23 protein-coding genes are annotated in these 24,576 nt (G+C 41.7%); all 23 read left to right on the forward strand.

Annotated elements, in window-relative coordinates; translation table 11 throughout:
• The first annotated feature begins 54 nt into the window (after positions 1-54).
• The 23 genes from FRY97_RS08225 (at position 55) to FRY97_RS08335 (ending at position 24,576) form a co-directional block, all read left to right on the forward strand.
• Positions 55-906, forward strand: a complete 852-nt coding sequence (locus tag FRY97_RS08225) for an ABC transporter permease (RefSeq protein ID WP_147166967.1) — start codon at positions 55-57, stop codon at positions 904-906.
• An 83-nt stretch (positions 907-989) separates the two neighbouring features.
• Complete coding sequence (locus FRY97_RS08230; protein ID WP_147166968.1) at positions 990-2,282, forward strand: ABC transporter ATP-binding protein; 1,293 nt, start codon at positions 990-992, stop codon at positions 2,280-2,282.
• Between the two features lies 1 nt (position 2,283).
• A complete protein-coding gene (locus FRY97_RS08235; protein WP_147166969.1) occupies positions 2,284-3,030 on the forward strand; it encodes a class I SAM-dependent methyltransferase in 747 nt (248 codons plus the stop codon).
• 7 nt (positions 3,031-3,037) lie between these two features.
• On the forward strand, positions 3,038-4,147 hold the full coding sequence (locus FRY97_RS08240; RefSeq protein ID WP_147166970.1) for a glycosyltransferase family 2 protein: 1,110 nt from the start codon (positions 3,038-3,040) through the stop codon (positions 4,145-4,147).
• Positions 4,144-5,352, forward strand: a complete 1,209-nt coding sequence (locus FRY97_RS08245) for a glycosyltransferase family 4 protein (protein ID WP_147166971.1) — start codon at positions 4,144-4,146, stop codon at positions 5,350-5,352. Before FRY97_RS08240 ends, FRY97_RS08245 begins: the two co-directional genes overlap by 4 nt.
• Positions 5,343-6,296, forward strand: coding sequence for a glycosyltransferase (locus tag FRY97_RS08250; RefSeq protein ID WP_147166972.1), 954 nt, complete (start codon positions 5,343-5,345; stop codon positions 6,294-6,296). The genes FRY97_RS08245 and FRY97_RS08250 overlap by 10 nt, the downstream gene beginning before the upstream one ends.
• A 1-nt stretch (position 6,297) precedes the next feature.
• Entirely contained in the window at positions 6,298-7,137 is an 840-nt protein-coding gene (locus FRY97_RS08255; protein ID WP_147166973.1) for a class I SAM-dependent methyltransferase, read from the forward strand.
• Complete coding sequence (locus FRY97_RS08260) at positions 7,134-8,249, forward strand: glycosyltransferase family 4 protein (RefSeq protein ID WP_147166974.1); 1,116 nt, start codon at positions 7,134-7,136, stop codon at positions 8,247-8,249. The genes FRY97_RS08255 and FRY97_RS08260 overlap by 4 nt, the downstream gene beginning before the upstream one ends.
• Positions 8,250-8,411: 162 nt before the next feature.
• Entirely contained in the window at positions 8,412-9,473 is a 1,062-nt protein-coding gene (locus FRY97_RS08265; protein ID WP_147166975.1) for a glycosyltransferase family 2 protein, read from the forward strand.
• Positions 9,463-9,786 (forward strand): glycosyltransferase, encoded by a 324-nt coding sequence (locus tag FRY97_RS08270; protein ID WP_147166976.1) that lies wholly within the window; start codon positions 9,463-9,465, stop codon positions 9,784-9,786. Before FRY97_RS08265 ends, FRY97_RS08270 begins: the two co-directional genes overlap by 11 nt.
• A 155-nt stretch (positions 9,787-9,941) precedes the next feature.
• Entirely contained in the window at positions 9,942-11,174 is a 1,233-nt protein-coding gene (locus tag FRY97_RS08275) for an ISL3 family transposase (RefSeq protein WP_147166977.1), read from the forward strand.
• A gap of 272 nt (positions 11,175-11,446) precedes the next feature.
• Positions 11,447-12,316 (forward strand): glycosyltransferase family 2 protein, encoded by an 870-nt coding sequence (locus FRY97_RS08280; protein ID WP_147166978.1) that lies wholly within the window; start codon positions 11,447-11,449, stop codon positions 12,314-12,316.
• Position 12,317: 1 nt separating this feature from the next.
• A complete protein-coding gene (locus tag FRY97_RS08285) occupies positions 12,318-13,262 on the forward strand; it encodes a glycosyltransferase family 2 protein (RefSeq protein ID WP_147166979.1) in 945 nt (314 codons plus the stop codon).
• Positions 13,255-14,127 carry a glycosyltransferase gene (locus tag FRY97_RS08290; protein ID WP_147166980.1) on the forward strand — a complete coding sequence of 291 codons (873 nt, stop codon included), beginning with the start codon at positions 13,255-13,257 and terminating at the stop codon, positions 14,125-14,127. Before FRY97_RS08285 ends, FRY97_RS08290 begins: the two co-directional genes overlap by 8 nt.
• Positions 14,128-14,213: 86 nt before the next feature.
• Positions 14,214-15,308 carry an acyltransferase family protein gene (locus tag FRY97_RS08295; protein WP_147166981.1) on the forward strand — a complete coding sequence of 365 codons (1,095 nt, stop codon included), beginning with the start codon at positions 14,214-14,216 and terminating at the stop codon, positions 15,306-15,308.
• Positions 15,309-15,333: 25 nt separating this feature from the next.
• Positions 15,334-16,437 carry a glycosyltransferase family 4 protein gene (locus FRY97_RS08300; RefSeq protein ID WP_147166982.1) on the forward strand — a complete coding sequence of 368 codons (1,104 nt, stop codon included), beginning with the start codon at positions 15,334-15,336 and terminating at the stop codon, positions 16,435-16,437.
• Positions 16,430-17,320 carry a glycosyltransferase gene (locus FRY97_RS08305; RefSeq protein ID WP_147166983.1) on the forward strand — a complete coding sequence of 297 codons (891 nt, stop codon included), beginning with the start codon at positions 16,430-16,432 and terminating at the stop codon, positions 17,318-17,320. The genes FRY97_RS08300 and FRY97_RS08305 overlap by 8 nt, the downstream gene beginning before the upstream one ends.
• A gap of 10 nt (positions 17,321-17,330) precedes the next feature.
• Positions 17,331-18,635 (forward strand): glycosyltransferase family 4 protein, encoded by a 1,305-nt coding sequence (locus FRY97_RS08310; protein WP_147166984.1) that lies wholly within the window; start codon positions 17,331-17,333, stop codon positions 18,633-18,635.
• Positions 18,636-19,658, forward strand: coding sequence for a glycosyltransferase (locus FRY97_RS08315; protein WP_147166985.1), 1,023 nt, complete (start codon positions 18,636-18,638; stop codon positions 19,656-19,658). It abuts the gene before it with no gap.
• A 1-nt stretch (position 19,659) separates the two neighbouring features.
• On the forward strand, positions 19,660-20,844 hold the full coding sequence (locus FRY97_RS08320) for a glycosyltransferase family protein (protein WP_147166986.1): 1,185 nt from the start codon (positions 19,660-19,662) through the stop codon (positions 20,842-20,844).
• Positions 20,841-22,112: a glycosyltransferase family protein gene (locus tag FRY97_RS08325; protein WP_147166987.1), complete on the forward strand. Its 1,272-nt coding sequence runs from the start codon at positions 20,841-20,843 to the stop codon at positions 22,110-22,112. The genes FRY97_RS08320 and FRY97_RS08325 overlap by 4 nt, the downstream gene beginning before the upstream one ends.
• 167 nt (positions 22,113-22,279) lie before the next feature.
• On the forward strand, positions 22,280-23,257 hold the full coding sequence (locus FRY97_RS08330; RefSeq protein ID WP_147166988.1) for a glycosyltransferase family 4 protein: 978 nt from the start codon (positions 22,280-22,282) through the stop codon (positions 23,255-23,257).
• Between the two features lie 56 nt (positions 23,258-23,313).
• Positions 23,314-24,576: a hypothetical protein gene (locus tag FRY97_RS08335; protein ID WP_147166989.1), complete on the forward strand. Its 1,263-nt coding sequence runs from the start codon at positions 23,314-23,316 to the stop codon at positions 24,574-24,576.

Raw genomic sequence — 24,576 nt, forward strand, 5'->3', positions numbered from 1 at the left:
AAACTTGGTACTCTTCTCTGGACCTTATGCCTTCGTAAAAAGTTAAAAACATACATGCAACCACAAAATAATAAATATACGTTGGTCATTGAGCCCAAGCGGTCTCTGCTGGATCTCAACCTCAAAGAAGTCTGGCAGTACCGGGACCTGATTCTGCTCTTTGTACGGCGTGATCTGGTCGCCCGCTTCAAGCAGACCATCCTGGGGCCCGCCTGGTTTCTGCTGGGACCACTGCTGAGTACGCTGGTATATACGCTGGTGTTCAATAGGATCGCGCAGATCTCTACAGATGGCGCTCCTCCCATGCTCTTTTACCTGACCGGAATTGTAGGCTGGAACTACTTTGCCGCTTGTCTGAACGGTACCTCCAGTACCTTCACCGCCAATGCGAGCATCTTTGGTAAGGTCTATTTCCCGCGCCTGGTGACCCCCATCTCTACCGTGATCTCCAATCTGGTGCAGTTTTTTATCCAAATGCTGCTGCTCTTTGTGGTCATGCTGATCTTCTGGCAGCGCGGCGCTTCCTTTCAACTCAACCTGACCGCACTGCTTATCCCGGTCTATCTGGTCATTCTGGCGGCGATCGGGCTGGGTGTAGGGATCATTATCTCATCGCTGACCACCAAATACCGGGACCTGATTCAGCTCATGGGCTTCGGGGTGCAGTTGTGGATGTACGCCACCCCGGTGATCTATCCGGTATCTACCGTCCCCGAAAAGTACCGCTTCGTTGTACTGCTGAACCCCATCGCCCCGATTGTAGAGAACTTTAAGTACGGTCTGCTGGGCTCGGGCAGCTTCAATCTGACGGGCCTGCTCTACGCCGCTGGCTTTGCTCTGGTATTCCTGTTTCTGGGGATTGTACTGTTTAACCGGGTCGAAAAAACCTTTATGGATACCGTATAGATCTTGTACCGTGCTCATTAATTCTAAGGAAGCTCCTGCCTCCGCAGGCTAAATGCCAAACTAAATTTCACGAAAAGTAAAGAATGAGTGAACCCATCATAAAGTTAGAAAACATCAGTAAACAGTATCGCCTGGGACTGGTGGGGACCAACACCCTGCGCGGCGACATTCAGCGCTGGTGGTACCGCATGCGCGGTAAGGAAGACCCCACCCTCAAAATAGGAGAAGAAAACCAGCTCGACAGTAGAGCCGGCGAGTACGTATGGGCCCTGCGCGATATCAACCTGGAAGTGCAGCAGGGAGAAGTACTGGGGATCATTGGGAAAAATGGTGCCGGCAAGAGTACCCTCCTGAAAATCCTCTCGCGGGTCACGGGACCGACCACGGGCCGCATCACGGCGCACGGCCGCATTGCCTCCCTACTCGAAGTCGGTACCGGCTTCCATCCGGAGCTGACCGGCCGGGAGAATATTTACCTCAACGGCGCGATCCTGGGTATGACCAAACAAGAAATTCGCAGCAAATTCGACGAAATCGTTGACTTTGCAGGGGTAGCCAAATACGTAGATACCCCAGTCAAGCGCTACAGCAGTGGTATGTACGTCCGCCTCGCTTTCGCCGTAGCCGCCCACCTGGAGCCGGAAATCCTGATCGTAGACGAAGTACTGGCCGTGGGGGATGCGGAATTTCAGAAAAAGGCGATTGGGAAAATGCAGGATATTTCGAAAGGGGGAGGACGGACGGTGTTGTTTGTGAGTCATAATATGGCTAGTGTGCAGAAGTTGTGTGAAAGGTCTATACTTCTAGAGTACGGTAAAATTGTGTTACGAGGTCATACTAATGAAGTTGTAAATCAATATTTAAAAAGGAGTGAGGGCTATCTTCCTGAGTCCAAGGCTATCGTTAACTTAAGCACTCATCCAAATAAAGTGCTCGATCCCAAAATTGGATTTCAAAAATTACGACTCTTAATTGATGGGAAAGAAGACACAATATTACATACTAATTGTGTATTAGAAATTGAATTACATGTAGTAATTAGGCGAGCTAATGAAAATATTCGCTTGGGAATCGTAATTAAGTCAGATAATAACGAAAAACTAATCGGCTTAAATAACACCATGTTAGGAAAAACAATCGTTTCTGAGGAGAAAAAATCACATGTTTTTTTTATTAAACTTCCTGATTTCCCATTAATCAGACCAGGCATATACTATATTGATCTTTATTTAGGGGATAACGACGGTGATTATGATACTGTTAAAAATGCAGCCTCATTTCATTTGAAGGAAACGGATATTTATTCCTCTGGCAAAATTCCTTATCCTCATACTAATATAGTTGCTGTTCCAAAGTTTGACATCAAAAAAATATAAAATGTACGTACACACGACTGATATTCATAATACTAACGCTGCAAAACATATCATACCTTTTCTTTTAAAACGTATCCAAGTAAAGTCAGTTCTTGATATTGGTACGGGATTAGGTACTTGGTTAGATGTTTTTTTAGAAAACAACATTAATGATGTTCTAGGAATTGATGGAGCATATGTTGATAAAAAACTATTATCGATCCCCCTAAAATATTTTAAGGAATATGATCTTAGGACAAAATTAGATTTGGATAAACAGTTTGATTTAGTTGTAAGCCTAGAAGTAGTAGAACATATTGATGGGAAATACGAAGACATTTTCTTCGGTAATATCATCAATCATGGCGATACTGTTCTTTTCTCTGCTGCAATTCCCGGTCAAGGAGGACAAAATCATCTGAATGAACAGTGGCATCAATATTGGATCGATAAATTTAATTCCGTTGGTTACAAATGTTATGATATTATACGGCCCCATTTTTGGAATACCACAGAAATAGAGTGGTGGTATAGACAAAATATGTTTCTTTTTTCCAAAAAAGATTTTATGTTCGAGGAGTTTAGAAAACCTATGCATAACCTCGTATGTAAAGAACTCTTTGTTAAACGTTTGGAAGAAATAAAAACATTAAATGAGTCACTAGCTAAAGCTAAAGATGACCTGAATAGGTTGAAAAATGGCAGAACTGGAATCAGAGCGCCATTAAGCGCTTTGCTGAAAGCTTTTAAGAATAAAAGATATTATTGATTATAACATGTATCGATTTTCTATCATCACTGCTTTTAGGAACCGAGATTTAGAACGAGTTAGAAATAGTTTGGATTCGCTGGCAAGTCAAATTAATCAGAACTTTGAATTGATCTTTGTTGACTATGGTAGTGACGAAGAGGTAAGAACAACTGTTCGGCCAATCGTTGAATCTTATCCCTTTGTGACCTACATCTATAATGAAACACGGGGGATGTTTTGGAATCGTTCTCATGCTTTAAATACCGGAATTCGGCGAGCCAAAGGAGAAATAACCGTACTTTGGGATATTGATCTTATGGTAGAACCTGCTTTTTTACAAAAACTAGAAGAACAGATAGACTACAGAAATACCTTTACGACGCACCGCTGTTTTTATCTGCCAGAAGGTGCTAAACAGAAAGATTATAAACAAGGTTCAGTATTGGCAAAATCAAAGCATGATTACGTTGGTCTTTGTACTGTCGATACCGATATCTTACAACAAATAGAGGGGTTTGATGAGTATTTTCAGGTATGGGGAGCTGAAGATGATGATTTGTACACTAGGCTAGAAGATAGTGGATTATTGCGTATCATGGTCAATGCTACCGATATACCTGTTTACCACCAATGGCATCCAACTCAGGCTCCCGCTTTGCCAGATATGTGGTATTTAAAAATGGTGGAGCATTTATTTAATAAAAGAAAGATGAAAAGAAAAGGTTTTGGAGAAATTTTAACAAAATCAAATAGACCTGCCCTAAGTAGCTTTCTAAATAAAACATATCCCAACTTTCAGGAAATTCAACTTGCTGAAAATAAGACTTTTTATTACAATTATTTAATAAAGACTTTTCTTGATGATACAAAATTCAACGGCTATTACATAGAACATAAGTTTCCACAACTAGTATTCTCTAATACAGGACAAAGGCTGCTTATGGTTTTCAATAATGTAATGAAAGCTAGAGAACTAAATTTTCGATTGATCAATAGAAGGCAAGAAGAAAGACAAGAGCTGAAAGGAAATGTTTATTCATTTCTCAAATATTTTATTGGCAAAAATAGAGATAAAATTAAGGATTATTACCTGGATTGGAGGGAAGATGGTTTTTTACTAGCTTTAACTACATGAGAAAGATAATTAAATGGGTGATTCCATTAGTAAATTTAATATACTTGTATGTATATACAGGGATATTAGTAAAAAAGTCAAAAAGGGTATTGCTAGTTCCAGAATTTGGTAAATACGGAGGTACTAGAACCTACTTCTTTTCTTTGTTAGAATTCCTGAAAGAACAAAATTATGATGTAACAGTCGAGCTGTCAGAAGAACAACAAGATGATGAAGTTTTAAAGCAATTAAGTACTTATGGATTTAAGTATATAAATCAGGAATATGATTTTGGAAGAATTGCATTTAACGAAAAGCTATTCTCTAAATTCAACATCAACCCTCTTAAAAGAACTATACATGCTACAATACATTACTTGAGAGTAATGAAGAAAAATGAGGTTTGTGCAATAATAACTAGCATTGGTTCACCAGATAAATATTTATTTTTTTTTCTTCTTCCAGGTTCTCTCCTTTACATAATTCATACTGTAGTTGATCAGGAAATTGAAAAAATAAGAAGACTTTGGGTGAGAAAGTTATCCCTCAAAAAACAAATCATTACAGTTTCTGAATATGCTAGAAATAAAATAATTGAAAATTGGCATCTATTACATAAGGAAAGATATGTATATAAAATATATAATCATTATCAGAAGAAAAAAAATGCGTACAAAATTGGTGGGGCAAAGAAAAATAATGATTTAATTATATTAACTATAGGAAGTGTAGAGTGGTATAAAAACCCAAGTTTTTGGGTGCAAATCGCTCGGGAAGTTATAAAAACAACAAGTGAGGTTAAATTTTACTGGATTGGGAGTGGCTCTGAAATCGAAGAATGGCGTGAACTGACTAGAGATGAAGATAGAATAGTTTTTTGGGGAGCTGACCCCGACGTTGAAAAATGGTATAATAAAGCAGATGTATATTTCCAGCCAAGCAAAAAAGAAAGTTTTGGAATTGCCGTTGTTGGTGCGATGGCGCATGCTCTTCCTTGCATTGTGTCTGATCAGGAAGGTTTACCAGAAGTAATTGATAATAATAAAACTGGATACTTAATTACAATAGATGATAGAAAAGATTCATTAGTGAAATTCTTCAGGCTATTAAATAATAAAGATTTAAGATTGGAACTTGGGAAAAGAAGTTCATCTAAATACAGAGAAAAATTTTCCAAAGAAGTCTGGGAAAATAGTATGAAAAAATTCTTTACAGAATGGAGTTAGCTCCTATCGTCCTTTTCGTATATAACCGTCCCTGGCATACCCAGCAGACAGTAGAGGCCTTACAAAAAAATGATTTAGCCGATCAGAGTGAGTTGTTTATTTTCGCCGATGGCCCCAAAATACCCAGCGATAGTAAAGTACAGGCAGTCAAGGATTATATCAAAACTATCAATGGTTTCAAAAAGGTCATCATTGTCGAGCGAGAAAAGAATTGGGGCCTGGCGGACAATATCGTGGATGGAGTGACTACTATAGTAAATAAATATGGGCGTGTCATCGTCTTGGAAGATGATATAGTCACTTCTCCTGGTTTTCTAAAATATATGAATGAAGCCTTGAATATATATGAACAGGAGGATCGAGTAATGCATATCAGTGGCTATTGGTTTCCGGTAAAAGGATGGAAGCAACTGCCAGAAACTTTCTTTTATAATGTCACTTCTTGTTGGGGATGGGCTACCTGGAAAGAAGCCTGGGCCAAACTAGAACTTGATGCTAAATACCTGAAAAGTCAAATTGTACAAGATCCACTAAAAGTAAAAGAATTCACCATTGAGGATTCGGGAGATTTTATGCATCAGCTTGATATGAATATTAGTGGGAGCAAGAAAACTTGGGCCGTTAAGTGGTATGCCTCTATGTTCTTGAATAATGGATTTGCCTTGCATCCCAGACAGTCCTTGGTTAACAACATTGGGCATGATGGTAGTGGGGATAATTGTGGTGAGTCGGATAAATGTTATTGGGAGAAGCTTGCAAAAGAAATTATTCTAGAAAAAATTCCCATTCAAGAATCAAAACTAGGGAGAAAAAAAATAGTTTCTTACAATCATAATAAAATCAAAATGAGTCCGGTGAAACGTTTGTGGTTTTTAGTTCCTAAAAAACTCAGGTCGATTATCAAGAGTATATTCCTAAAATTAAATCTAATCAATAGTAATTAAAATGAATGTTAATTGTAGGGTGTGTTCGGGTAAAACCAATGTTACTTTTCAAAAAAAAGTGCTAGGAAAGTATTTGGTAAACTATGCTAAATGTGAAAAGTGTGGTTTAATCCAAACAGAAACTCCATTTTGGTTAGATGAAGCCTATTCCTCTGCTATCACTTCCCTTGATATAGGACTCATCAGCCGTAATTTACATTATCAGACCGTAGTGAGTAGAATAATTGAAAATACTTTCAATTCGAGAGGTAAATTCCTGGACTACGGTGGAGGTTATGGCATGTTTGTACGTATGATGCGGGATAGAGGGTTCAATTATTATCGACAAGATATTCACTGTGATAATCTATTTGCTAAATATTTTGACATAGAGGATTTATCTAAATCTGACCGCCAATTTGAATTGGTAACGGCATTTGAGGTGATGGAGCATTTAGTTGACCCGGTGGACGAATTGAATAAGATTCTGTCTTATGGGAAAAATGTTCTGTTCAGTACGGAATTACAGCCAGAAAACAATATTGAAGGCTGGTGGTATATTGCGTCTGAGACTGGCCAACACATCGCTTTTTATACAGAAAAGGCACTAAAAATACTGGCCGATCGGTTTGGTTTGAATTTCTACACGAACGGAAGAACTCTGCATCTTTTTACTGAAAAAGAGTTTGATACAAATCCATTAGAAATGCAACAAGCCAAGTCAGGACTCTTTATAAGAGGATTAAGAAAGATTAGAAGGATGATTTATTCAGAAATAACTAATCCAAGGCCAAGCCTGTTAAGCATAGACTTCGAAATGGTCAAACAAAAAGTACAACAAGACTTATCCCAAGGGCAGTGAAAGTTCATTTCGATAATCAAATCTTCCGTAGCCAAAAATTTGGTGGTATCTCTCACTACTTCGCAGAGTTGTTTGATTTCCTTCCTGATTACGGCATTCAACCTATTACTCAGTTGTCGTATACTTATAATGAAAATTACCAGCGGATTGGTAAAGAACATTGGTTGGAGCGCTTGACCAATGGGCCCTATTTTAAAGGAAGAGATCGCTTAAAGGTTTATTTACGGCAAAAAGCTCAGGATACCCTGAATAAAAAGCTTTCTACTGGGGAAGTTGCGGTTTTTCATCCAACTTATTACGAAGATTATTATCTGGAATACCTTCATCCTTCGACTAAGTTAATTGTTACTGTCCATGATATGACGCATGAGTTGTACATTGCCCGGCAAGAAGGTCATGGGGGTTTTATGGAAATCCGCAACAAAAAAAAACTTTTGCCCCGGGCAGATAAGATTATTGCGATTTCAGAGAATACAAAAAGAGATATTCTTCATTTATTTCCGCAGATAGATACGGACAAGATTTCGGTGATCCATCATGGGATTCGTTTACCTGGAGAACTCAAAGTTTCCAAAGGAGAAGATTCTGATCATTTTCTATTCGTTGGCAACAGATCCGGCTACAAAAACTTCAACTGGTTATTAGAAAACATAGCGGATTTTTTGATCCAGGAAAATCTTCGTTTAATGTGTTATGGTAGTGGGCCATTTTCTCAGGAAGAAAAGAATTCTCTAAGTAATTTGGGGCTAAGAGATTTAGTCCTACATCAACCATTTATTGCTCAGGAAGACCTGTACCATCATTATCAAGGAGCCCTGGGGTTCCTTTTTCCTTCTGTTTATGAAGGCTTTGGCTACCCAATATTGGAATCCTGGTTAAATGCCTGCCCGGTTATTTTACCCAGGGCTAGTTGTTTTCCAGAAATTGGTGGCGACGCGGCCTTATTTTATGAAGTGGACGATAGGCCAAGTTTCGTAAGATGCCTGGAGCAACTTAGAAACAGGGAGGAAAGACTCCATTATGTAGAAAGGGGCCAGAATAGAGTGCAGCAATTTTCAATGGATAGTTGCGTACACAAGCACGTTCACCTCTATCAAAGTGTTCTCACTTAGAAAATCCAATTTACCAGCATAGCAAGCACATGTTAACATGGATAAAGCATCCCAACCCAAACTCTCCATCATCACCATCAACCTCAACAACAAGGCGGATCTGGAAAAGACTATTTGGTCAGCTAAATAAGAAGTTTTAAAAAATTAGATTTAAATATCGGTATGTCAGGACTATTAGAACAATTACCTCCTTCTCCGCCAAGTAAAACAGGTTGGCCTTGGACGGAAGAAACCGATCCGGCTTTATATTCAGTTCGTAGAGATTGGCCTAAAATATCTATCGTAACCCCAAGTTATAATCAAGGGATATACATAGAAGAGACCATCCGCTCTATATTGCTTCAGAACTATCCTAACTTAGAGTACATCATTATTGATGGAGGGAGTACGGATAATTCGGTAGATATTATCCGTAAATATGAAAAATATCTAAAATTTTGGATTTCAGAACCAGATCGTGGGCAAAGTCATGCCATTAATAAAGGTTTGGCCCAAGCAAGTGGTGATATTTTTAACTGGATAAACAGTGATGATTATTTGGCACCATCTTCCTTATTTGAGGTTGCGGCTGAGTTTGAACGCCTTCCGGAAACTAAACTTTTATGTGGGTTTGGAAATGTTTTTGAGGATAATAAAGTTTTACCTGATTTTAGATACCGTACAGAAATCTTGGATAATGTCTCTGAAACTATAATTCATGAGCGGTTGAATCAGCAGGGGATGTTTTACAGCCTTAAGTGTATTAAGAAATTAGGTGGTGTAAATGAGAGTTTGAATTATGTAATGGATTTGGAGCTTTGGTTTAGGTTTTTAATGAAATTTGGTATTTCAGACATAAACCTGACTAATCATACTTTAGGGCATTTTCGCTATCATAGTGAATCAAAAACTACGAAATTTGAGGAGATCTTCAGAGAAGAAGCGAAGCAGGTTTTCTATTTTATTTTTAAGCAAGCAAAGCTGCCGAATGAAATACTTAGTGTATATGAAGCAAAATCTGTAAATTATTCACCAGTTAATTGGAGTTTTAAGTTTTTAAAATCAAATGATATGCTAAAAGCTGTTAGTTCTAAGTATTTATTTGATTTTTACAAACAAAACCACATAGAAGCAGCAAAGCAAGCATATATACAGCAAATTAAAAATGGGCAGGTCAAGCTAAATAAAGCATATCTCAGCTTGTTCTTTCGTTTATTCTATTCTAAAAAGGCATATGGACAATGAACTTCCTTTAGTATCAGTTATTATTCCTTGTTATAATTTAGGTGAATATATAGATGAAGCGGTTGATTTGATGTATAAAAAACACTTGGAAAATCCACACGCGAGTCTTATTTATTCTACACATTTCATTTGTGATAAAACCCTAAAAGTGATAGGAAAATCAACTTATGTTGGAACAATTCCTTACAAACAAAGTTATCTGACGCTCAAGAATAATACTCAACATCATATTTCACATTTTGCAACATTTAAGAAAGAGGCATATCAAAAAACAGAAGGTGTTAACGAGAAATTTAAAAAAAGCGGTGGATAAAGATTTGTATTATAAACTTGAAGAAGTAGGGAAAGTTTTATTTTTTGACAAACCTCTTTATTATTACAGACACCAAGCTGAAAGCATTTCATTAAATAAGAAGGCTCTATGCTAAATCGTGTGGGTAATAGCCAAAAAGCGAGTAAATTTGGTGGATGAAGAATAAGGAACTATTCGCGATGGCATTGGGGATTAATACTCCATGGTTTATACAAAAGATTGAATTCACCGAAAGTGAATTGAATGATTCGAGAGAGCTGCATTTATTTCTGGATTTCAAGCCAGGGAGCGCGTTTAAGGTATCGGACGGGGACAAATATACTGCCTATGATACACGTGATAAGACTTGGCGGCATTTAGATTTTTTCCAGCACCGGTGCTACCTTCATGCAAAAGTCCCCCGGGTAAAGAAGTCGGATGGCAAGGTCGAGCAGGTTGAAGTGCCTTGGGCGCGCCCTGGCAGTGGCTTTACGCTGCTGTTCGAATCCTTTGTATTGCAATTGATCGAATGTGAAATGCCGGTCAGCAAGGTAGGGCAATTGGTTGGGGAATATGCGAACCGGATATGGACTATCCTTAATTATTATGTCCGCGGCGCTTATCAAAGAGAAGACCACAGCCAGGTTAAAGAGTTGGGGATAGATGAGACAAGCACTAAAAAAGGGCATAACTACATAACTGTAGCGGTGGACATGGATGAGCGTAAAGTGGTCCATGTAACTCCGGGCAAGGATAAGCAAAGCGTCTCAAACATACAGCAATACCTTGAAAGCAAAGGCTGTAAAGCAGAGCAGATAGAAGAAGTCAGCCTGGATATGTCCCCATCATTTATTAGTGGCAGCCTGGAATCTTTTCCAAACGCAGCTCTGACCTTTGACCGGTTCCATGTAAAAAAGCTGCTCAACAAAGCCATGGACAAAGTACGCCAAGCGGAAAGGAAGGAACATGAATTGCTCAAGGGCCATAAGTACACCTTTTTAAAAGGGGAGGAGAAGTTGAGCAAGTCACAAAAAGAGAAGCGGGATAGCTTGCTCAAGCTATATCCAACCCTTGGCGAAGCCTACCGGCTTAAAGTGCTATTTGATGACTTTTGGGAAATCAAGGAAGAAGGGCAGGCAGAACTGTTTTTAGCTGATTGGTGCAGCCAGGCAGAGGAAAGCAAAATCTTCCCGTTCATCGAATTCGTCAAAACCCTGAAAGCTCACTGGTATGGAATCATGAGTTTTACTACATCTCGATTAACCAATGGGATATTAGAAGGCATTAACACAAAAATCCAGCTGGCAAAAAGAAGAGCGAGGGGATACCGGAACCTCAATAATTTCATCACTATGATCTATTTGTTAGCAGGTAAACTCGACCTTAAGTACCCACACAAATCCGCATAGAGCCAATAAGAATATCTGGCAGGCTAGAATTTTTTCGCTTAGAGCTAAGCAAGATGCATATTATAGAAGATTAAGGATGCCGGGAATCCCTAATCTTACGATAGAAGACATAGAAGCTGAAGCGATATTTGTACATAAGCAATCTGCGTTATTTGAATTACAGAATAAAAGATACTGGTATTATTTAAAGTCGGTTTGGTCTCTGGCTAAATATCTATCCTTATTTAATTATTTCAAGTTTGTTTATTACACAATAAAAAAAACGATCACCCCTGAAAAATTTTAACCTTCCTAAGGTCTCAGTAATCATTCCTTGTTATAACCAGGCACAATATTTATTGGAAGCTGTTCAATCTGTTTTAAATCAAACGTATCAAATATTTGAAATAATTATCATTAATGATGGAAGTACTGATAATACAAAGGAAGTTGCGGATAGGATCAAAGAGCTAGACGATAGAATAAAGGTAATTCATCAAGCTAATTTAGGGCTTTCAGCTGCTAGAAATAGTGGTATTACAGCATCAACAGGACAATACATATTACCACTTGATGCTGATGATAAGATTGATGCTAAGTATCTTGAATTAGGAATAAATTGCTTAAGCGAAAAAAATACTGTTGATGTTTTCTATGGAGAAGGAATATTTTTTGGTGATAAAACAGGAGAATGGGATTTACCAGATTTTGAAATGCCATTAATGCTTACGCGGAATCTAGTCTATTGTTCCGCTATTTTCCGTAGAACGATTTTTGATAAAACTAAGGGCTATAACCAAAACATGAAGTATGGTTGGGAAGATTGGGATTTGTGGTTGTCCATGCTTGAACAAGGGGCTAGGTTTTATAAATCAAACGAGCCTTTGTTTTATTATCGGGTGAAAGAAAAATCAATGGTCAAGGATATTGCCAACGAGAACCTGAAAAGGCAATATTTAGAACAGCAACTAATCGTAAATCATCTAGATTTATATAAGCAGTATTTTCCAGAGCCTTTAACGATACTTCGTGAACTGGATACTTTGCGTATGGAAAAAGCAGCTTTCGAAAAGTATAAAAAAGAAATTTATAATTCTCTCAGTTATCGTGTAGGAGACTTTATTTTGAAGCCGTTTAAACTCATCCGACAGCTATTTAAATAGGATGCCCCGTCTTTCGGTCGTTTTACCTAACTATAATTATGCTAAATACTTACCCCAACGGATAGATAGTATCCTTGGTCAGTCTTTTCAAGATTTTGAATTACTTATATTAGACGATGCCTCTACAGATAATAGCCTTGATGTCATTGAAGCCTACCGGGCAAAAGATAGCAGGATAAGAGTATATCCGAATCGCATTAACTCAGGTAGTGTTTTTCAACAATGGAGAAAAGGTATTGAATTGGCTAGAAGCGAATTGATTTGGATAGCAGAGGCAGACGATTGGAGCGAGCATACATTTATTGAGGAGTTATTGCCTTTTTTTGAGATGCCGGAAACAGTTATTAGTTTTTGCCAATCCAATAAAACGAACGAAACAGGCGTAGTTACCAGTAAATGGAGCTATTCTACTGATGAAATCGCAGAACTGTTTAAAGAAACGGTCGTCTTCCAGGGTAAGGAGTTAATCTACAAAGCCTTGATTTACGAAAACGGGATTCCCAACGCAAGCGCTGTTATTTTTCGAAAATCATGCTATGAAGAGGTAGGTGGCGTTGATACGAATTTAAAAACTAATGCAGACTGGCTATTATGGTTGAAATTGTCCTGCCTTGGAAATGTAGCCTTTCATCACAAGCCTTTAAATTATTTTAGGCGTCATGAAAACAGTGTGATTGCTAACATTTCAGCAAGCACAACCAATTATAAGGAGCAATTTGATAAAACAATGCGTATTAAGTTTAAGAATTATCTTCGAAAGAATCGAATAGACCTTCCCGACATTACCACCGAAACAAATAATCAATTGATTGCTTTGGATCGAGGCAATGAAGCCTTATTCTTAATCCAAAGACAATTCAGCTTAAGAGCACTTTTTAATTTGGTAAAAGTTTCTTTACAGTTGAGAACCTTAGGTTTTATTCGCAGAGCACTGACAAATGCTTAGTATAATAATTTGTTCTATAAATTCGAATTTACTAGAGCGTTTAAAGCAGAATATTGCAGATACGATTAATTGTAGCTACGAAATTGTAATTATTGATAATACAAGCAATAAATACTCCATATCCCAGGCATATAATTTAGGCGCGCGCAAGGCTAAGTTCTCCCATTTACTTTTTTTACACGAAGACGTTGCTTTCCATACCAAAGATTGGGGTGAGGCACTTAAAGTGTTGTTAGATAAAACTGAAATTGGATTAGTTGGAGTTTCGGGGGCAGTTTGTAAGTCCAGGTATCCTTCGACATGGAGTATGATACCTACCGAATTTTATCGTATTAATGCCGTTCAAAGATGGAAGGATGGAAAAACTACTCAGCATATTCAAAAGGAGGCTGAACATCGCAATTTCTCTGAGGTATCCGTAGTAGATGGTGTTTTTCTGGCCATGCGGAAAGATGTCTGGCATGACTTTCCATTTAATGAGCAGGATCTAAAAGGCTTTCACTTTTACGATATGGAAAGTTCTCTGCTGATTGGTAGAAGGTATACTGTTGTAGTAACACATGATATTTTACTGGAGCACTTTTCAGAGGGAAGCATTAATAAAAAGTGGATAGATGAGAGTTTGAAGTGGCATAAGCGACATAAAAATAGTCTTCCTATTGTAAAGAAAGGATTGTCAAAAGCAGAAATAAAAAGGGTAAACCATTATGTACTTACTAGCTTTTGCTTTGTGTTGGTGAAAAATAGAGAATTCAAGACGGTGATTCAATATTGGTTAAAAGCCTTGTCCTTAAAGCCCTTTGAGAAAAGTAATTTAGATGTGCTGAAATATTACTTAAGATCTTGTTTGTCGGTAAATAAATAAAGATTTCACCTTGAAAAATCTGCTGGATTATAGAGTTATTTTTGATGAAAAAATGATCGTTACCCTGATCCTCTTAGTCAAGAAAAATGAAATTAACCTATTATAAAAATCTAGATGGGGTTAGAGCTATAGCTGCATTAATGGTGATGGTTTTTCATTTTTTTCAGGGAATAGAACCTTCTACAAAAGTACTCAGTTACATGGCTAAAGCAGCGATCTTTGGACAGACTGGAGTAACCCTGTTTTTCGTGTTGTCTGGTTTTTTGATTACCCGAATTTTAATGGCGACCAAAGAAACTAAAGGGTACTTCAAGAATTTCTATGCGCGGAGGACTTTAAGGATTTTTCCTTTGTACTATCTGTTTCTTTTGCTGTACTATTTTGTTGCTCCTTTGATACTACAAACAAAAGGTACTGATTTTAGTCAGCAAATATATTACTATACGTATCTACAAAATTTTGCCATTACATTTGATTGGAATGCGGTAGGTCCGACGCATTTTTGGTCCTTAGCTGTAGAGGAGCATTTTTATCTTTTTTGGCCCTTGGTGGTATTTTTTGTTTCGAAAAAAAATCTATGGAAAATAATTGCCGGAATAGTAATCATGGCCTTTTTGTTGCGGCTTTTTATGCTTGATCTGGGATATGGCGTTTTTTATTTCACCTTTACACGGTTTGATGCTTTAGCAATAGGAGCATTATTGGCTCTTATTGAAGAACGATATGGATTTAGAGAAACGCACGCTAAAAAATATACAGTTCTAGCTGTAGGACTGTTTCTTCCAACCACGATTATGTGGACCATTTTTTCGGGATCCGGTAATGATACTATACAGGTAATCAAATTTTTATTTTTAGCGACAATCTATTTTTCATTCATAGGTTTGCTGCTAAGCTTAAAGAGTGATCATATCACAAATAAAGTGTTAAAGGGAAAATTTTTCGCATACACGGGGAAAATTAGTTACGGTTTATATGTCTATCACCCTCTAGCTTATTCTATTTGTGATCGTTTTTTTAGGTTTGAGCATCTGGGAATAGATTTTTTGACCAAGGTAGCTCTGGCTTACAGTATCTCAGCCATTAGTTTTCATTTCTTTGAATCTAAGTTTTTGAAAATGAAAAAATATTTCAACTATCAAAAGCAGCGAGATAGTACACAACTGGCGTATCAAAAATAGTATCGCCACGCTACAAAATTGGTAGATGCAAAGTATTGCCTATATATCATTAATGGGAGGGCTACCCTGGGGTGGGAGCGAAGCCTATTGGAATACACAGGCTATGGCGAGTTTAGCGCAAGGTAAGCAGGTCTTGGTTTCGGTTTATGATTGGGGAAACGAGACACATCCTAAAATAAAAGACCTACAACAGAATGGCGCGCAACTGCATCTGCGCGAGCGCTTTACCCACGATGTACCCCTAAGAAAAAAAATACAGCGGTTTATAAAGAATAGAGTAGCCTCGCTAGATGATACCTGGCAGGCGGTATTGCAGTTTGCCCCCGATGAAGTAATTATTAATCAGGGGAGTAATATTGATCTATTACTACACCATTATGGTCTTTACCAAAGGCTCTATGTACAAAAAATACCCTACACGCTGATTTGTCACTCTCATTGTCAGTATAGTTTTATTCCCGAAGCAAATATTTACCCTCGGGGGAGGCAGGTATTTCAGCGAGCGAAAGCAGTATTGTTTGTTTCCCATCGGCAGTGGCAACTGACGGAACGAATGTTGTGTACTCGCCTGGATAACGCCAGGATTTTTCAAAATCCACCGAACTTACAGGAGAAGGTCTATTTACCTTATCCAACAGGTCAAACCACTCAAATGGCCATGGTGGGGGCTTTAGTCTCCGGTAAAGGGCACGATACTTTATTTGAAGTCTTGGCACAGTCCCAGTGGAAGAACCGACAATGGCAATTGAATATCTACGGGAAGGGCTATGGTTTAGCCTATCTAAAAGACTTAGCTCAGTGGTTAGGCATTGAGCAAAAGGTTCGTTTTTGTGGTCACGTAAGCTCCGCTACCGAAATCTGGATGAAAAATCAAATTTTGCTGATTCCTTCCGATGGGGAGGGGTTGCCGATCTCTCTGGTCGAAGCGGCTATCAGCGGTCGTACCGCAGTAGTGACCGACGTGGGTGGCAATACCGAAGTGATAGTCGATAATCAAACGGGTTTTGTAGCTTGTGCCCCTACGCCGCATAGTTTTTCGGAGGCTTTGGAGCGGGCCTGGAGGAGGCGAGAAGAATGGGGGGGGATTGGAAGAAGTCTTCACAAAAAAGGTTTGTCTACAGATGGATAAGTATAAAGAGATACCGCTAGTATCTGTTTTAATGACGGTATACAATCGTGAGAAATACATTGCCGAAGCCATCGAAAGTGTCATCAACTCATCCTATCAAAATTGGGAGCTGATTATTGTGGACGATCAATCAACGGATCAAAGCGTTGCCATAGCTCGAAAGTACGAACAACAGGATAGTCGAATAAAAGTATATATCAATGAAAAAAATCTGGGAGACTACCCAAATCGGAATAAAGCAGCTAGTTATGCGAAAGGGAAATATCTCAAATATTTAGATTCTGACGACCTCATTTACCCACACGGATTAGCAATGATGGTAGCTGCCATGGAAAAGTACCCAGAAGCGGGAATTGGTTTGACGTATAATAGCTACCTGGGCGCTACCCCGCTTCCTGTTTTACAGACCACGGAAGAAGCCTTTATAAATCATTTTTTCAAAAAGGGCGTTCTATACATCGGTCCTAGTGGCTGCATTTATCGGCGTCAATTCTTTGAGCATATCGGTGGCTTTAATCTTGCTTTTAAGGTGGCAGCGGATTATGAATTCAATCTGCGGGCAGCTTCCCAGAGCCCCATTGTATTATTTGCTCGGGATTTATTTTGGTGGAGACAACATCCAGGACAGGAAATCATAAACAGTAACCAAAACAATGAGTACATTATTTTAAATTATTGTATTCATCGGCATACCCTGGAGCAGGCCATTTTACCTGATTACCTAAAAAGTGCCATCTTGGAGAATAATAATATTTTGATGGGGCGACGTTTGCTTCGACTGTCCCCGAAGCTCTCCCTGAGGGAATTAAGACGTATTCTCCGGGAGACCGGTTTTCCTAAAGCTTATTTTTTTAAGTGTTTCCGTCCTACCCAAAAAATTTAATTGAAAACAGGTGAATAGGTCTAGCATTCTTTTTGTATTGGAATCCTTCTTCCCCACTCACCGCGCCGGTACCGAGATTTATGCACTCAATTTATGCCACTATTTTAAAAAACAAGGATGGAGCGTAAGTGTCTTAATTTCTGTGACAGCAGTACAAGACGATTATATTCACGAGGACATCCCCGTCTATACCTTTCCGGTCCCCCCAACAGCTAGTACCAAAGAACTAAATGGGTTAATTCCACCACGGGGTATTGAGGCTTTTGAGGCGCGATTAAAGATGATCCAACCCGATTGGGTGCATTTTCATTCTTTTGGAAGGGCAGTCAATAGCTTTCATCTACGTACTGCCAAACAACTAGGGTTTAAAACGGCTTTCACCCCCCATTTAGGTGGGCTGTTTTGTATTAAAGGTAATATGCGTCTTTTTGATAAACGTAATTGCGACGGTAGAGTAGAAATAAGCCGCTGCCTAAATTGTCTATTACAGCATAAAGGCTTAAATCCTTTACTAGCAAACCTGGCGGGGCGTACGCTGAGTACGCTGACACAGCAAGCAACTTTTCAAGCGGTCTTACCACCCAGCTGGTACCAGGCCAGCCACCGGGAAAAAGAATTACAACGCATCGCCACCTACGCTGATGTGATTTTCGCGATCGCTCCCTGGATACGGGAGGCTTTTAGGGCCAATGGTATTGAAGATGTAGTCCTGTTACCCCAAGGGATTAGTTCGGTTTTTTTTGACCATGCTCTCATTGAACATAGGCCGGTTCATCCAACTGTACACTTCTTATTTTTAGGCCGCATGCATCCCATTAAAGGGTTTCATTTTTTAAAAGAAGCTTGGGAAAGACTAGAAAGCGATAAGACCTTTCACCTCCATATCATTACGAATCCTTCTGGTGAAGAAATAGATTATTTTGATCGACACAAATCATGGGCTTCTTCAAGGTCTGATATTACATGGATTGAAGGGTTAACTCAAAAAGAAGTGGCAGAATACTTAAATAATATTGATGTCTTGCTTTTGCCTTCCATTGCTGAAGTGGCTCCCTTAGTTATTTTAGAAGCCGCTACCCGTAAGATACCGACCATCGCTTCGGATTATATCGCTATGAAGAGCAGTATCGATCATGGGGTTAACGGCTGGTTGTTCGAAAATGGTAATACCGATGCTTTAAAACAGCAATTAGAAAATATTTTAGAGGATCCAGCCTCGATTATGGAGGTGGCAAAGCATATCGAAAAGCCGCACAGTATGGAGGAGGTGGCTGCTTTGGTTATGCACCATTTGGAAGTGCAAACAGTAGAGTAAATGAAAATACTTATCCCCGTCGACCCTGAAATTCCTGTCCCTCCCAAATTGTACGGAGGGGTAGAGCGCCTGGTGGATGGTTTAATCAATGCCTACGTCGAGCGGGGGCATGAGGTGGTTTTGCTTGCCCATGCCGAATCAACGAATCCAAAGGCTAAGCGCTACGCCTGGAAAAATACCTCTTCCCGGGGACTACGGAATACCCTGCAAAATGCGTTTACTTTATTACGAGTCTACCATCTCGAAAAGCCAGATGTAATCCATAGCTTTGGCCGGCTGATGTACTTGTATCCTACTTTAATGACCTCAAAGGTTGGTTTTTTAATGACCTACGGACGCTTCATTAGCCCAAAATCCACCGGCTTAATGAGTTTCCTGTTTGGCAAACGGGCGAATTTTACGGCGGCAGCTGGACATATGTTGAATCACCTGCAACACTATCAACATAAATTCACGCCGGTGTATAACTTTACCCTCACGGATTACTTTGTGCCCGATGATACCGTAGCTAAAGAACATGTAATGTTTTTGGGCCGGATTGAAGATATCAAGGGGACTAAAGAGTGTATTGCAAGTGCCTTAGCGACCCATACAAAACTGATTATTGCGGGGAATATTCAGCCGGGCCATGATGCCTATTTTGCAGAACATATCAAGCCCCACCTGGAGCATCCATTGATTGAATACGTGGGGCCGGTCGACGATGAACAAAAGAAATACTACCTCCAGCGGTCCAAAGCATTCTTATTCCCCATTAAATGGGAAGAACCCTTTGGTATTGTGATGGCAGAAGCCATGGCTTGCGGTACACCGGTGATCGCTTTTAAAAGAGGTTCCGTTCCGGAGGTGGTAAAGGATGGAGAGACGGGGTACATCGTCAATGATGTTCCTGGGATGATTGACGCTATTGAAAAAGTTGACGAAATAGATAGAACGGTGGTCCGTCAAGACTGCGAACAGCGTTTTTCCCTTGCGGTAATTGCCGAGCAATATTTAGACTTATTAGCGCAAATTAAGCTTTGATTTGGCTAGGCAAATTTTATACCTACTCTCCGGCAATCTCTCCACCACCCCGCGTGCACTAAAATCTATTTTGTATTTACGGGAGTACTACCAGGTGAAAATTGTATTGATCAATCGTGCGGAGCGCTGGCGGCAGAAAGATCAGGCCTTGATAGCGCAGTATCAATTGGAGGTGGTTAGTGTCAATTTGGGTAGAAAACCCTTTTGGCCCTGGTTGCTGGCTAGCCTGAAACAGCAAGCAGCCCTGCGCTTATCTCCTTTTTTTAGACGTAATCGGCTCATCAATGCCTACGCCAGTAATAAAGCGGCTATTCTGCTTTGGCAAAAGATAAAAAAGCTAGACGGGCCGGCAGACCTTATTCTGGCGCACAGTGGTGGTAGTTTTTACCCCGCCTGGCGACTGAGTAACTATCTAAAAGTACCCTTCCTTTTCGACGTGGAAGACTATCACCCCGGAGAGTCTATTCGCCGACATCCGGCAACTGAAAAACAGCGTCGCGAATTTTTAATGCAAGCTATTCTGCCGGCCGCCTTTGGCCTTTCGAGTGCCAGTCCGCTCATTGCTGTCCATACGCTTAAGCTCATCGGTGGGCATCCCAATCATCGGATGATTCTAAATAGCTTTCCGGCTGCGGAATTTACACAACCATTGTCTGGCACTACTACTGGACCGGTAAAGTTGGGCTGGTTCAGTCAGACCATTGGACCGGGCCGGGGGCTGGAGCAGGTCTTTGCCGCTGCAAAAGATCATCCGGCTATGCAATTTCACCTGATCGGAAACCCCAAACCGGATTATCTAGAAAGGTTCCAGCTGCCTTCCAATATTCATTTACATCCGATTATGTCGCAAGCCGCTTTACACGCCTTTTTGAGCACCATGGATATTGGCTTGGCCCTGGAAGCAAAAAATGCCGATTTGAACCGGGATCTTTGTCTGACCAATAAGTTTTTAGCCTACGCGCAGGCTGGCTTATATGTCCTGGCCACCGATACCCAAGGCCAGCGGCAATTTCTGGAAAGTCTGGACTATCGGGCGGGTGAAATCATGGACGCGGGGCTATCCGAGGCCTTAAAGCATATAGACAGCGCTCAATTGTCCTTATCCCATAAGGTGGAGCGCTGGGAAAAAGCGAAAGCCTTTGCCTGGGAGGCCGAACAAAAAAAATTGTTGGCCTTATTACCGTGAAAACCCTACTCATCATCTATCCCCACTGGCACCCCGCCAACCTGGCCGGCGTACACCGGCCCCGCCTGATTGGCAACTTCCTGCCGGATTTCGGCTGGCAGCCTCTGGTACTCACTGTGGAGGAGCAGTACTTTGAGGAAGCACCGGATAAAGATTTTGTCAGGACTTTCCGGGAGCACTTCGAAACCATTCGGGTGGCTGCATTATCCCCACCGAAACGCGTCCGGCTTATTGGCGATATTGGGCTGCGTGCTTTCTGGGCGTTGTATAAAAAAGCGATTGCGTTGAGCCGGGAACGGCAAATCGACTTCATATGGATTCCTATCCCATCCTTCTACATGGCAGTTCTGGGCCGGCTGATTTACAACGAAACCGGGCTTCCCTATGGCATCGACTACATCGACCCCTGGGTGCGCCCACTAGCCCCCTATCAGCGAAGGTACGGCCGCGCATGGTGGAGCCTTCAGCTGGCAAAGTTGCTGGAACCCTTTGCCGTAAAGAAGGCGGCTCTGATTTCCGGAGTCTCCACGTCCTATTATCAGGCTGTCCTGGATCGTCACTTCAAAGGTCAACCCATTACCCACGTGGGCATGCCCTACGGCTTTGATCCGGCAGACCATCAAATTGACCTGGGAGAAATCACCTACCCCTGGAGCAAGAACCCAGAGGTTATCCCTTACGTCTACGCCGGGGCTTTTCTGCCACAGAGTTACCGCTTTATCGAAGCCCTGTTTAGCGTTGTCCAAAAAATAGAGGCGCAGGGGCAATGGGATAGCCGAAAGAAACTATATTTCCTGGGGACAGGCGCCTACGGCGGCACCACCATTCAGGAGTATGCACAACGGTATGGCATAGCTCAGCATGTAGTGGAAACGCGCTCCCGCTTTCCCTTTTTGCATATTCAGCAATTTTTGAGAAAAGCAGCCGGGGTAATGATCATCGGCTCCACTGAAGCGCATTATACAGCATCCAAAACTTTTCAGTGTTTACTGTCAGGCCGCCCGGTATGGGCTGTTTTTCATGAAGAAAGCTCTGCAGCGGAAATCATGGCCGCCTGTAAGGCTGACCGTTACCTTGCCCGGTACAATCCTGAAATGGGATTGGAAGCAATAGAAGCAATGGTCGCTTCCACCTTTATCCCTTTTCTAAAGGAGGGAGACGAACAATGGTCACCCGAACTGCAACCGCTGGAGCAATTCTCTGCCCGCCAATCGGCCAGGAAACTGGCAGCAGCTATTGATACCGCACTTCATAGCCTACCGCGTTGATACAGCGCCTCGCCATCATTCTTACCCACCCTATTCAGTACCATGCCCCGCTCTTCCGGCTAATCACAGCGCGTAAGCAGATAGGCCTGCGGGTATTTTACACCAAGCCCAAAGAGTCGCTGGGCTTTGACCGGGCTTTTGGCAGAACCGTAAGCTGGGATATCCCTTTGCTGGAAGGCTATGCGTTTGAGTTCACCCCCGCTGATACCAAAGCTCATCTTCAACTGCTTATCCGTTCGATTGAGGCTTATGATCCACAGGCCGTGCTGGTATTCGGCTGGAATCCGCCCGGCCATTTGCGGCTCATGCGTTATTTCAAAGGGAAGCGCCCGGTCTGGTTCCGGGGCGACTCTACTTTGCTCGATGAGCAGCCGGGATGGCGGACAATGGCGCGGCGGTTGTTCCTGAAATGGGTATACCGCTATGTAGACAAGGCATTTTATGTAGGTTCCGCAAACCGGCACTATTTCCTGAAGCACGGATTGCAGGAAGCACAACTCGCCTTTGCGCCCCATGCTATAGATAACGTTCGCTTTGCCGGAAACGATCAGCAGCAGGAAGAAGTGCAGGCCCGCGCCTGGCGGCAAAAGTTAGGAATAGCAGCGGACGATTTCGCGGTATTATTTGCAGGCAAATTAGAAGCCAAAAAAGCTCCGCAACTCCTAATGGAAGCGATTATTGGCATCGCCGAAACGCAAAAAAATCCAGTCCATCTGGTTCTGGGCGGCAGTGGAGAGCTGGAGGAGCGTCTCAGAGAACGGGCACAGGGATTGACCTACGTACACTTTATCGGCTTCCAAAATCAAAGTCAGATGCCAGTAGTTTACCGGCTGGGAGATGTTTTCTGCCTGCCCTCAAACGGTCCGGGCGAAACCTGGGGCCTGGCCGTCAACGAAGCTCTGGCCAGTGGGCGCCCGGTTGTAGTCAGTGACCGGGTGGGATGTCAGGTCGACCTGGTCATTCCCCAAAAGACCGGTGAAGTTTTTCCCGCCGGCAATGCGGATGCGCTAAAGGAAAAAATCCTTTGGATGAAAAAACATAGTGGCAAGGCGTATACCACCTCCGACTTGAAAGCCCACATTGAGGCCTGGAGCTTTCAAGAGCAAGCCAAGGCTTATGAGCAGGAACTGGGAAAAATACCTTAGCGGTATTGCCTTCATCAAAAAAAGACGATCGGGACGGTAACAATCAAAAAAGCGATATGACCACAGCCAGTATAATCGGGCTGACACTGGTGATATGGGTTTTCTTACGTTTTGTGCGTGTTCTTGGGAAAAGTGTCCCTATTCTTGAGTTGATGCTTCTTACGGCCGGACTGCAGTGGATTGTAGGCCCGGTCATCGAATACCTTACGCCCTCCTTTCATTACCGGTACTATATGTACGTGCCCGAGGCAGAGTACATGGGCTACATTGTGCCCGCCTACGCCTTTTTCGTACTTTCCACCCTGGGCGGGCTGGGCAGCTATGGCAGGCTGGCTATTCCTGTGACGCAACTACAGCGTTACGAGCAGTATGGGTTGGGCGTATTTCTGATCGGCGTCTTTTTCGACCTGATTTCCGGTGTTTTGCCGGGCACATTGGGCTTTTTTGCATTCCTGGCCTCCAACTTTAAGTTTGTCGGGGCTATTGTGCTTTTCTTTAGTAATGACCCACGCCTCCGCAACATCTTTTACCTGGCATTGGGGTATTTGTTTTTGAGCGCGCTGAGGCAGGCAATGTTCCACGATCTCGTGCTCTGGTCGGTCTTTTTCTACATGTTCTGGGCATTGAAGCACCAGCCCTCCAAATCACAGATTTACCTGACAATACTCATCGGTGTTCTATCGCTTTCCACTCTACAAACCATCAAAGCCGCCTACCGAATGCAGGTCTGGCAGGGGTACGGCGGCAACAAGCTGGAGTTATTCGCTGACCTGGCACTTGACGCTATACTTTCGGATGACCGTAATGCCGATCAGGAGAGGGATGTAGAGAATAATGTAAGGCTCAATCAGGGATGGATCATCAGCGCCATCATGGATGAAATCCCTGCCCGGACACCATTTATTGGGGGCGAGACGATCGGACAAGCTATATCCGCATCAATCCTGCCCCGGTTCCTAAACCCCAACAAAACGCAGGCCGGCGGCCGGGAAAACTTTCGGAGGTTCACCGGGCTGGACATTAGCCAAGGTACCTCAATGGGTATAAGTATCGTCGGGGAAGCCTATGGCAACTACAATGTCTTTGGCGGCATTCTCTTTATGGGCGCCTGGGGTTTTTTCCTGGCCCGATTTTGGCGTTTTTTGTTGAAAAACGCCGGACAAAATCTGCTGCTTATCGCCTTCCTGCCCCTGATTTTCCTTCAGGTGGTCAAGGCGGAAACAGAACTGGTGGTCGTGCTCAATCATATGGTCAAAGCCAGTATTGTGGTCTTTGGCTTCTTCTGGGCCGCCAGGAATATTCTAAACTGGAAGGTCTGA

This window comes from Phaeodactylibacter luteus (assembly GCF_007993045.1).
In the GTDB taxonomy this organism is placed as follows: domain Bacteria; phylum Bacteroidota; class Bacteroidia; order Chitinophagales; family Saprospiraceae; genus Phaeodactylibacter; species Phaeodactylibacter luteus.

Excerpts from the sequence above, each read along its gene's own strand:
- FRY97_RS08225 (WP_147166967.1), top strand. The coding sequence starts at position 55 with ATGCAACCACAAAATAATAAATATACGTTGGTCATTGAGCCCAAGCGG.
- FRY97_RS08230 (WP_147166968.1), top strand. The coding sequence starts at position 990 with ATGAGTGAACCCATCATAAAGTTAGAAAACATCAGTAAACAGTATCGC.
- FRY97_RS08235 (WP_147166969.1), top strand. The coding sequence starts at position 2,284 with ATGTACGTACACACGACTGATATTCATAATACTAACGCTGCAAAACAT.
- FRY97_RS08240 (WP_147166970.1), top strand. The coding sequence starts at position 3,038 with ATGTATCGATTTTCTATCATCACTGCTTTTAGGAACCGAGATTTAGAA.
- FRY97_RS08245 (WP_147166971.1), top strand. The coding sequence starts at position 4,144 with ATGAGAAAGATAATTAAATGGGTGATTCCATTAGTAAATTTAATATAC.
- FRY97_RS08250 (WP_147166972.1), top strand. The coding sequence starts at position 5,343 with ATGGAGTTAGCTCCTATCGTCCTTTTCGTATATAACCGTCCCTGGCAT.
- FRY97_RS08255 (WP_147166973.1), top strand. The coding sequence starts at position 6,298 with ATGAATGTTAATTGTAGGGTGTGTTCGGGTAAAACCAATGTTACTTTT.
- FRY97_RS08265 (WP_147166975.1), top strand. The coding sequence starts at position 8,412 with ATGTCAGGACTATTAGAACAATTACCTCCTTCTCCGCCAAGTAAAACA.
- FRY97_RS08270 (WP_147166976.1), top strand. The coding sequence starts at position 9,463 with ATGGACAATGAACTTCCTTTAGTATCAGTTATTATTCCTTGTTATAAT.
- FRY97_RS08275 (WP_147166977.1), top strand. The coding sequence starts at position 9,942 with ATGAAGAATAAGGAACTATTCGCGATGGCATTGGGGATTAATACTCCA.
- FRY97_RS08285 (WP_147166979.1), top strand. The coding sequence starts at position 12,318 with ATGCCCCGTCTTTCGGTCGTTTTACCTAACTATAATTATGCTAAATAC.
- FRY97_RS08290 (WP_147166980.1), top strand. The coding sequence starts at position 13,255 with ATGCTTAGTATAATAATTTGTTCTATAAATTCGAATTTACTAGAGCGT.
- FRY97_RS08295 (WP_147166981.1), top strand. The coding sequence starts at position 14,214 with ATGAAATTAACCTATTATAAAAATCTAGATGGGGTTAGAGCTATAGCT.
- FRY97_RS08300 (WP_147166982.1), top strand. The coding sequence starts at position 15,334 with ATGCAAAGTATTGCCTATATATCATTAATGGGAGGGCTACCCTGGGGT.
- FRY97_RS08305 (WP_147166983.1), top strand. The coding sequence starts at position 16,430 with ATGGATAAGTATAAAGAGATACCGCTAGTATCTGTTTTAATGACGGTA.
- FRY97_RS08315 (WP_147166985.1), top strand. The coding sequence starts at position 18,636 with ATGAAAATACTTATCCCCGTCGACCCTGAAATTCCTGTCCCTCCCAAA.
- FRY97_RS08335 (WP_147166989.1), top strand. The coding sequence starts at position 23,314 with ATGACCACAGCCAGTATAATCGGGCTGACACTGGTGATATGGGTTTTC.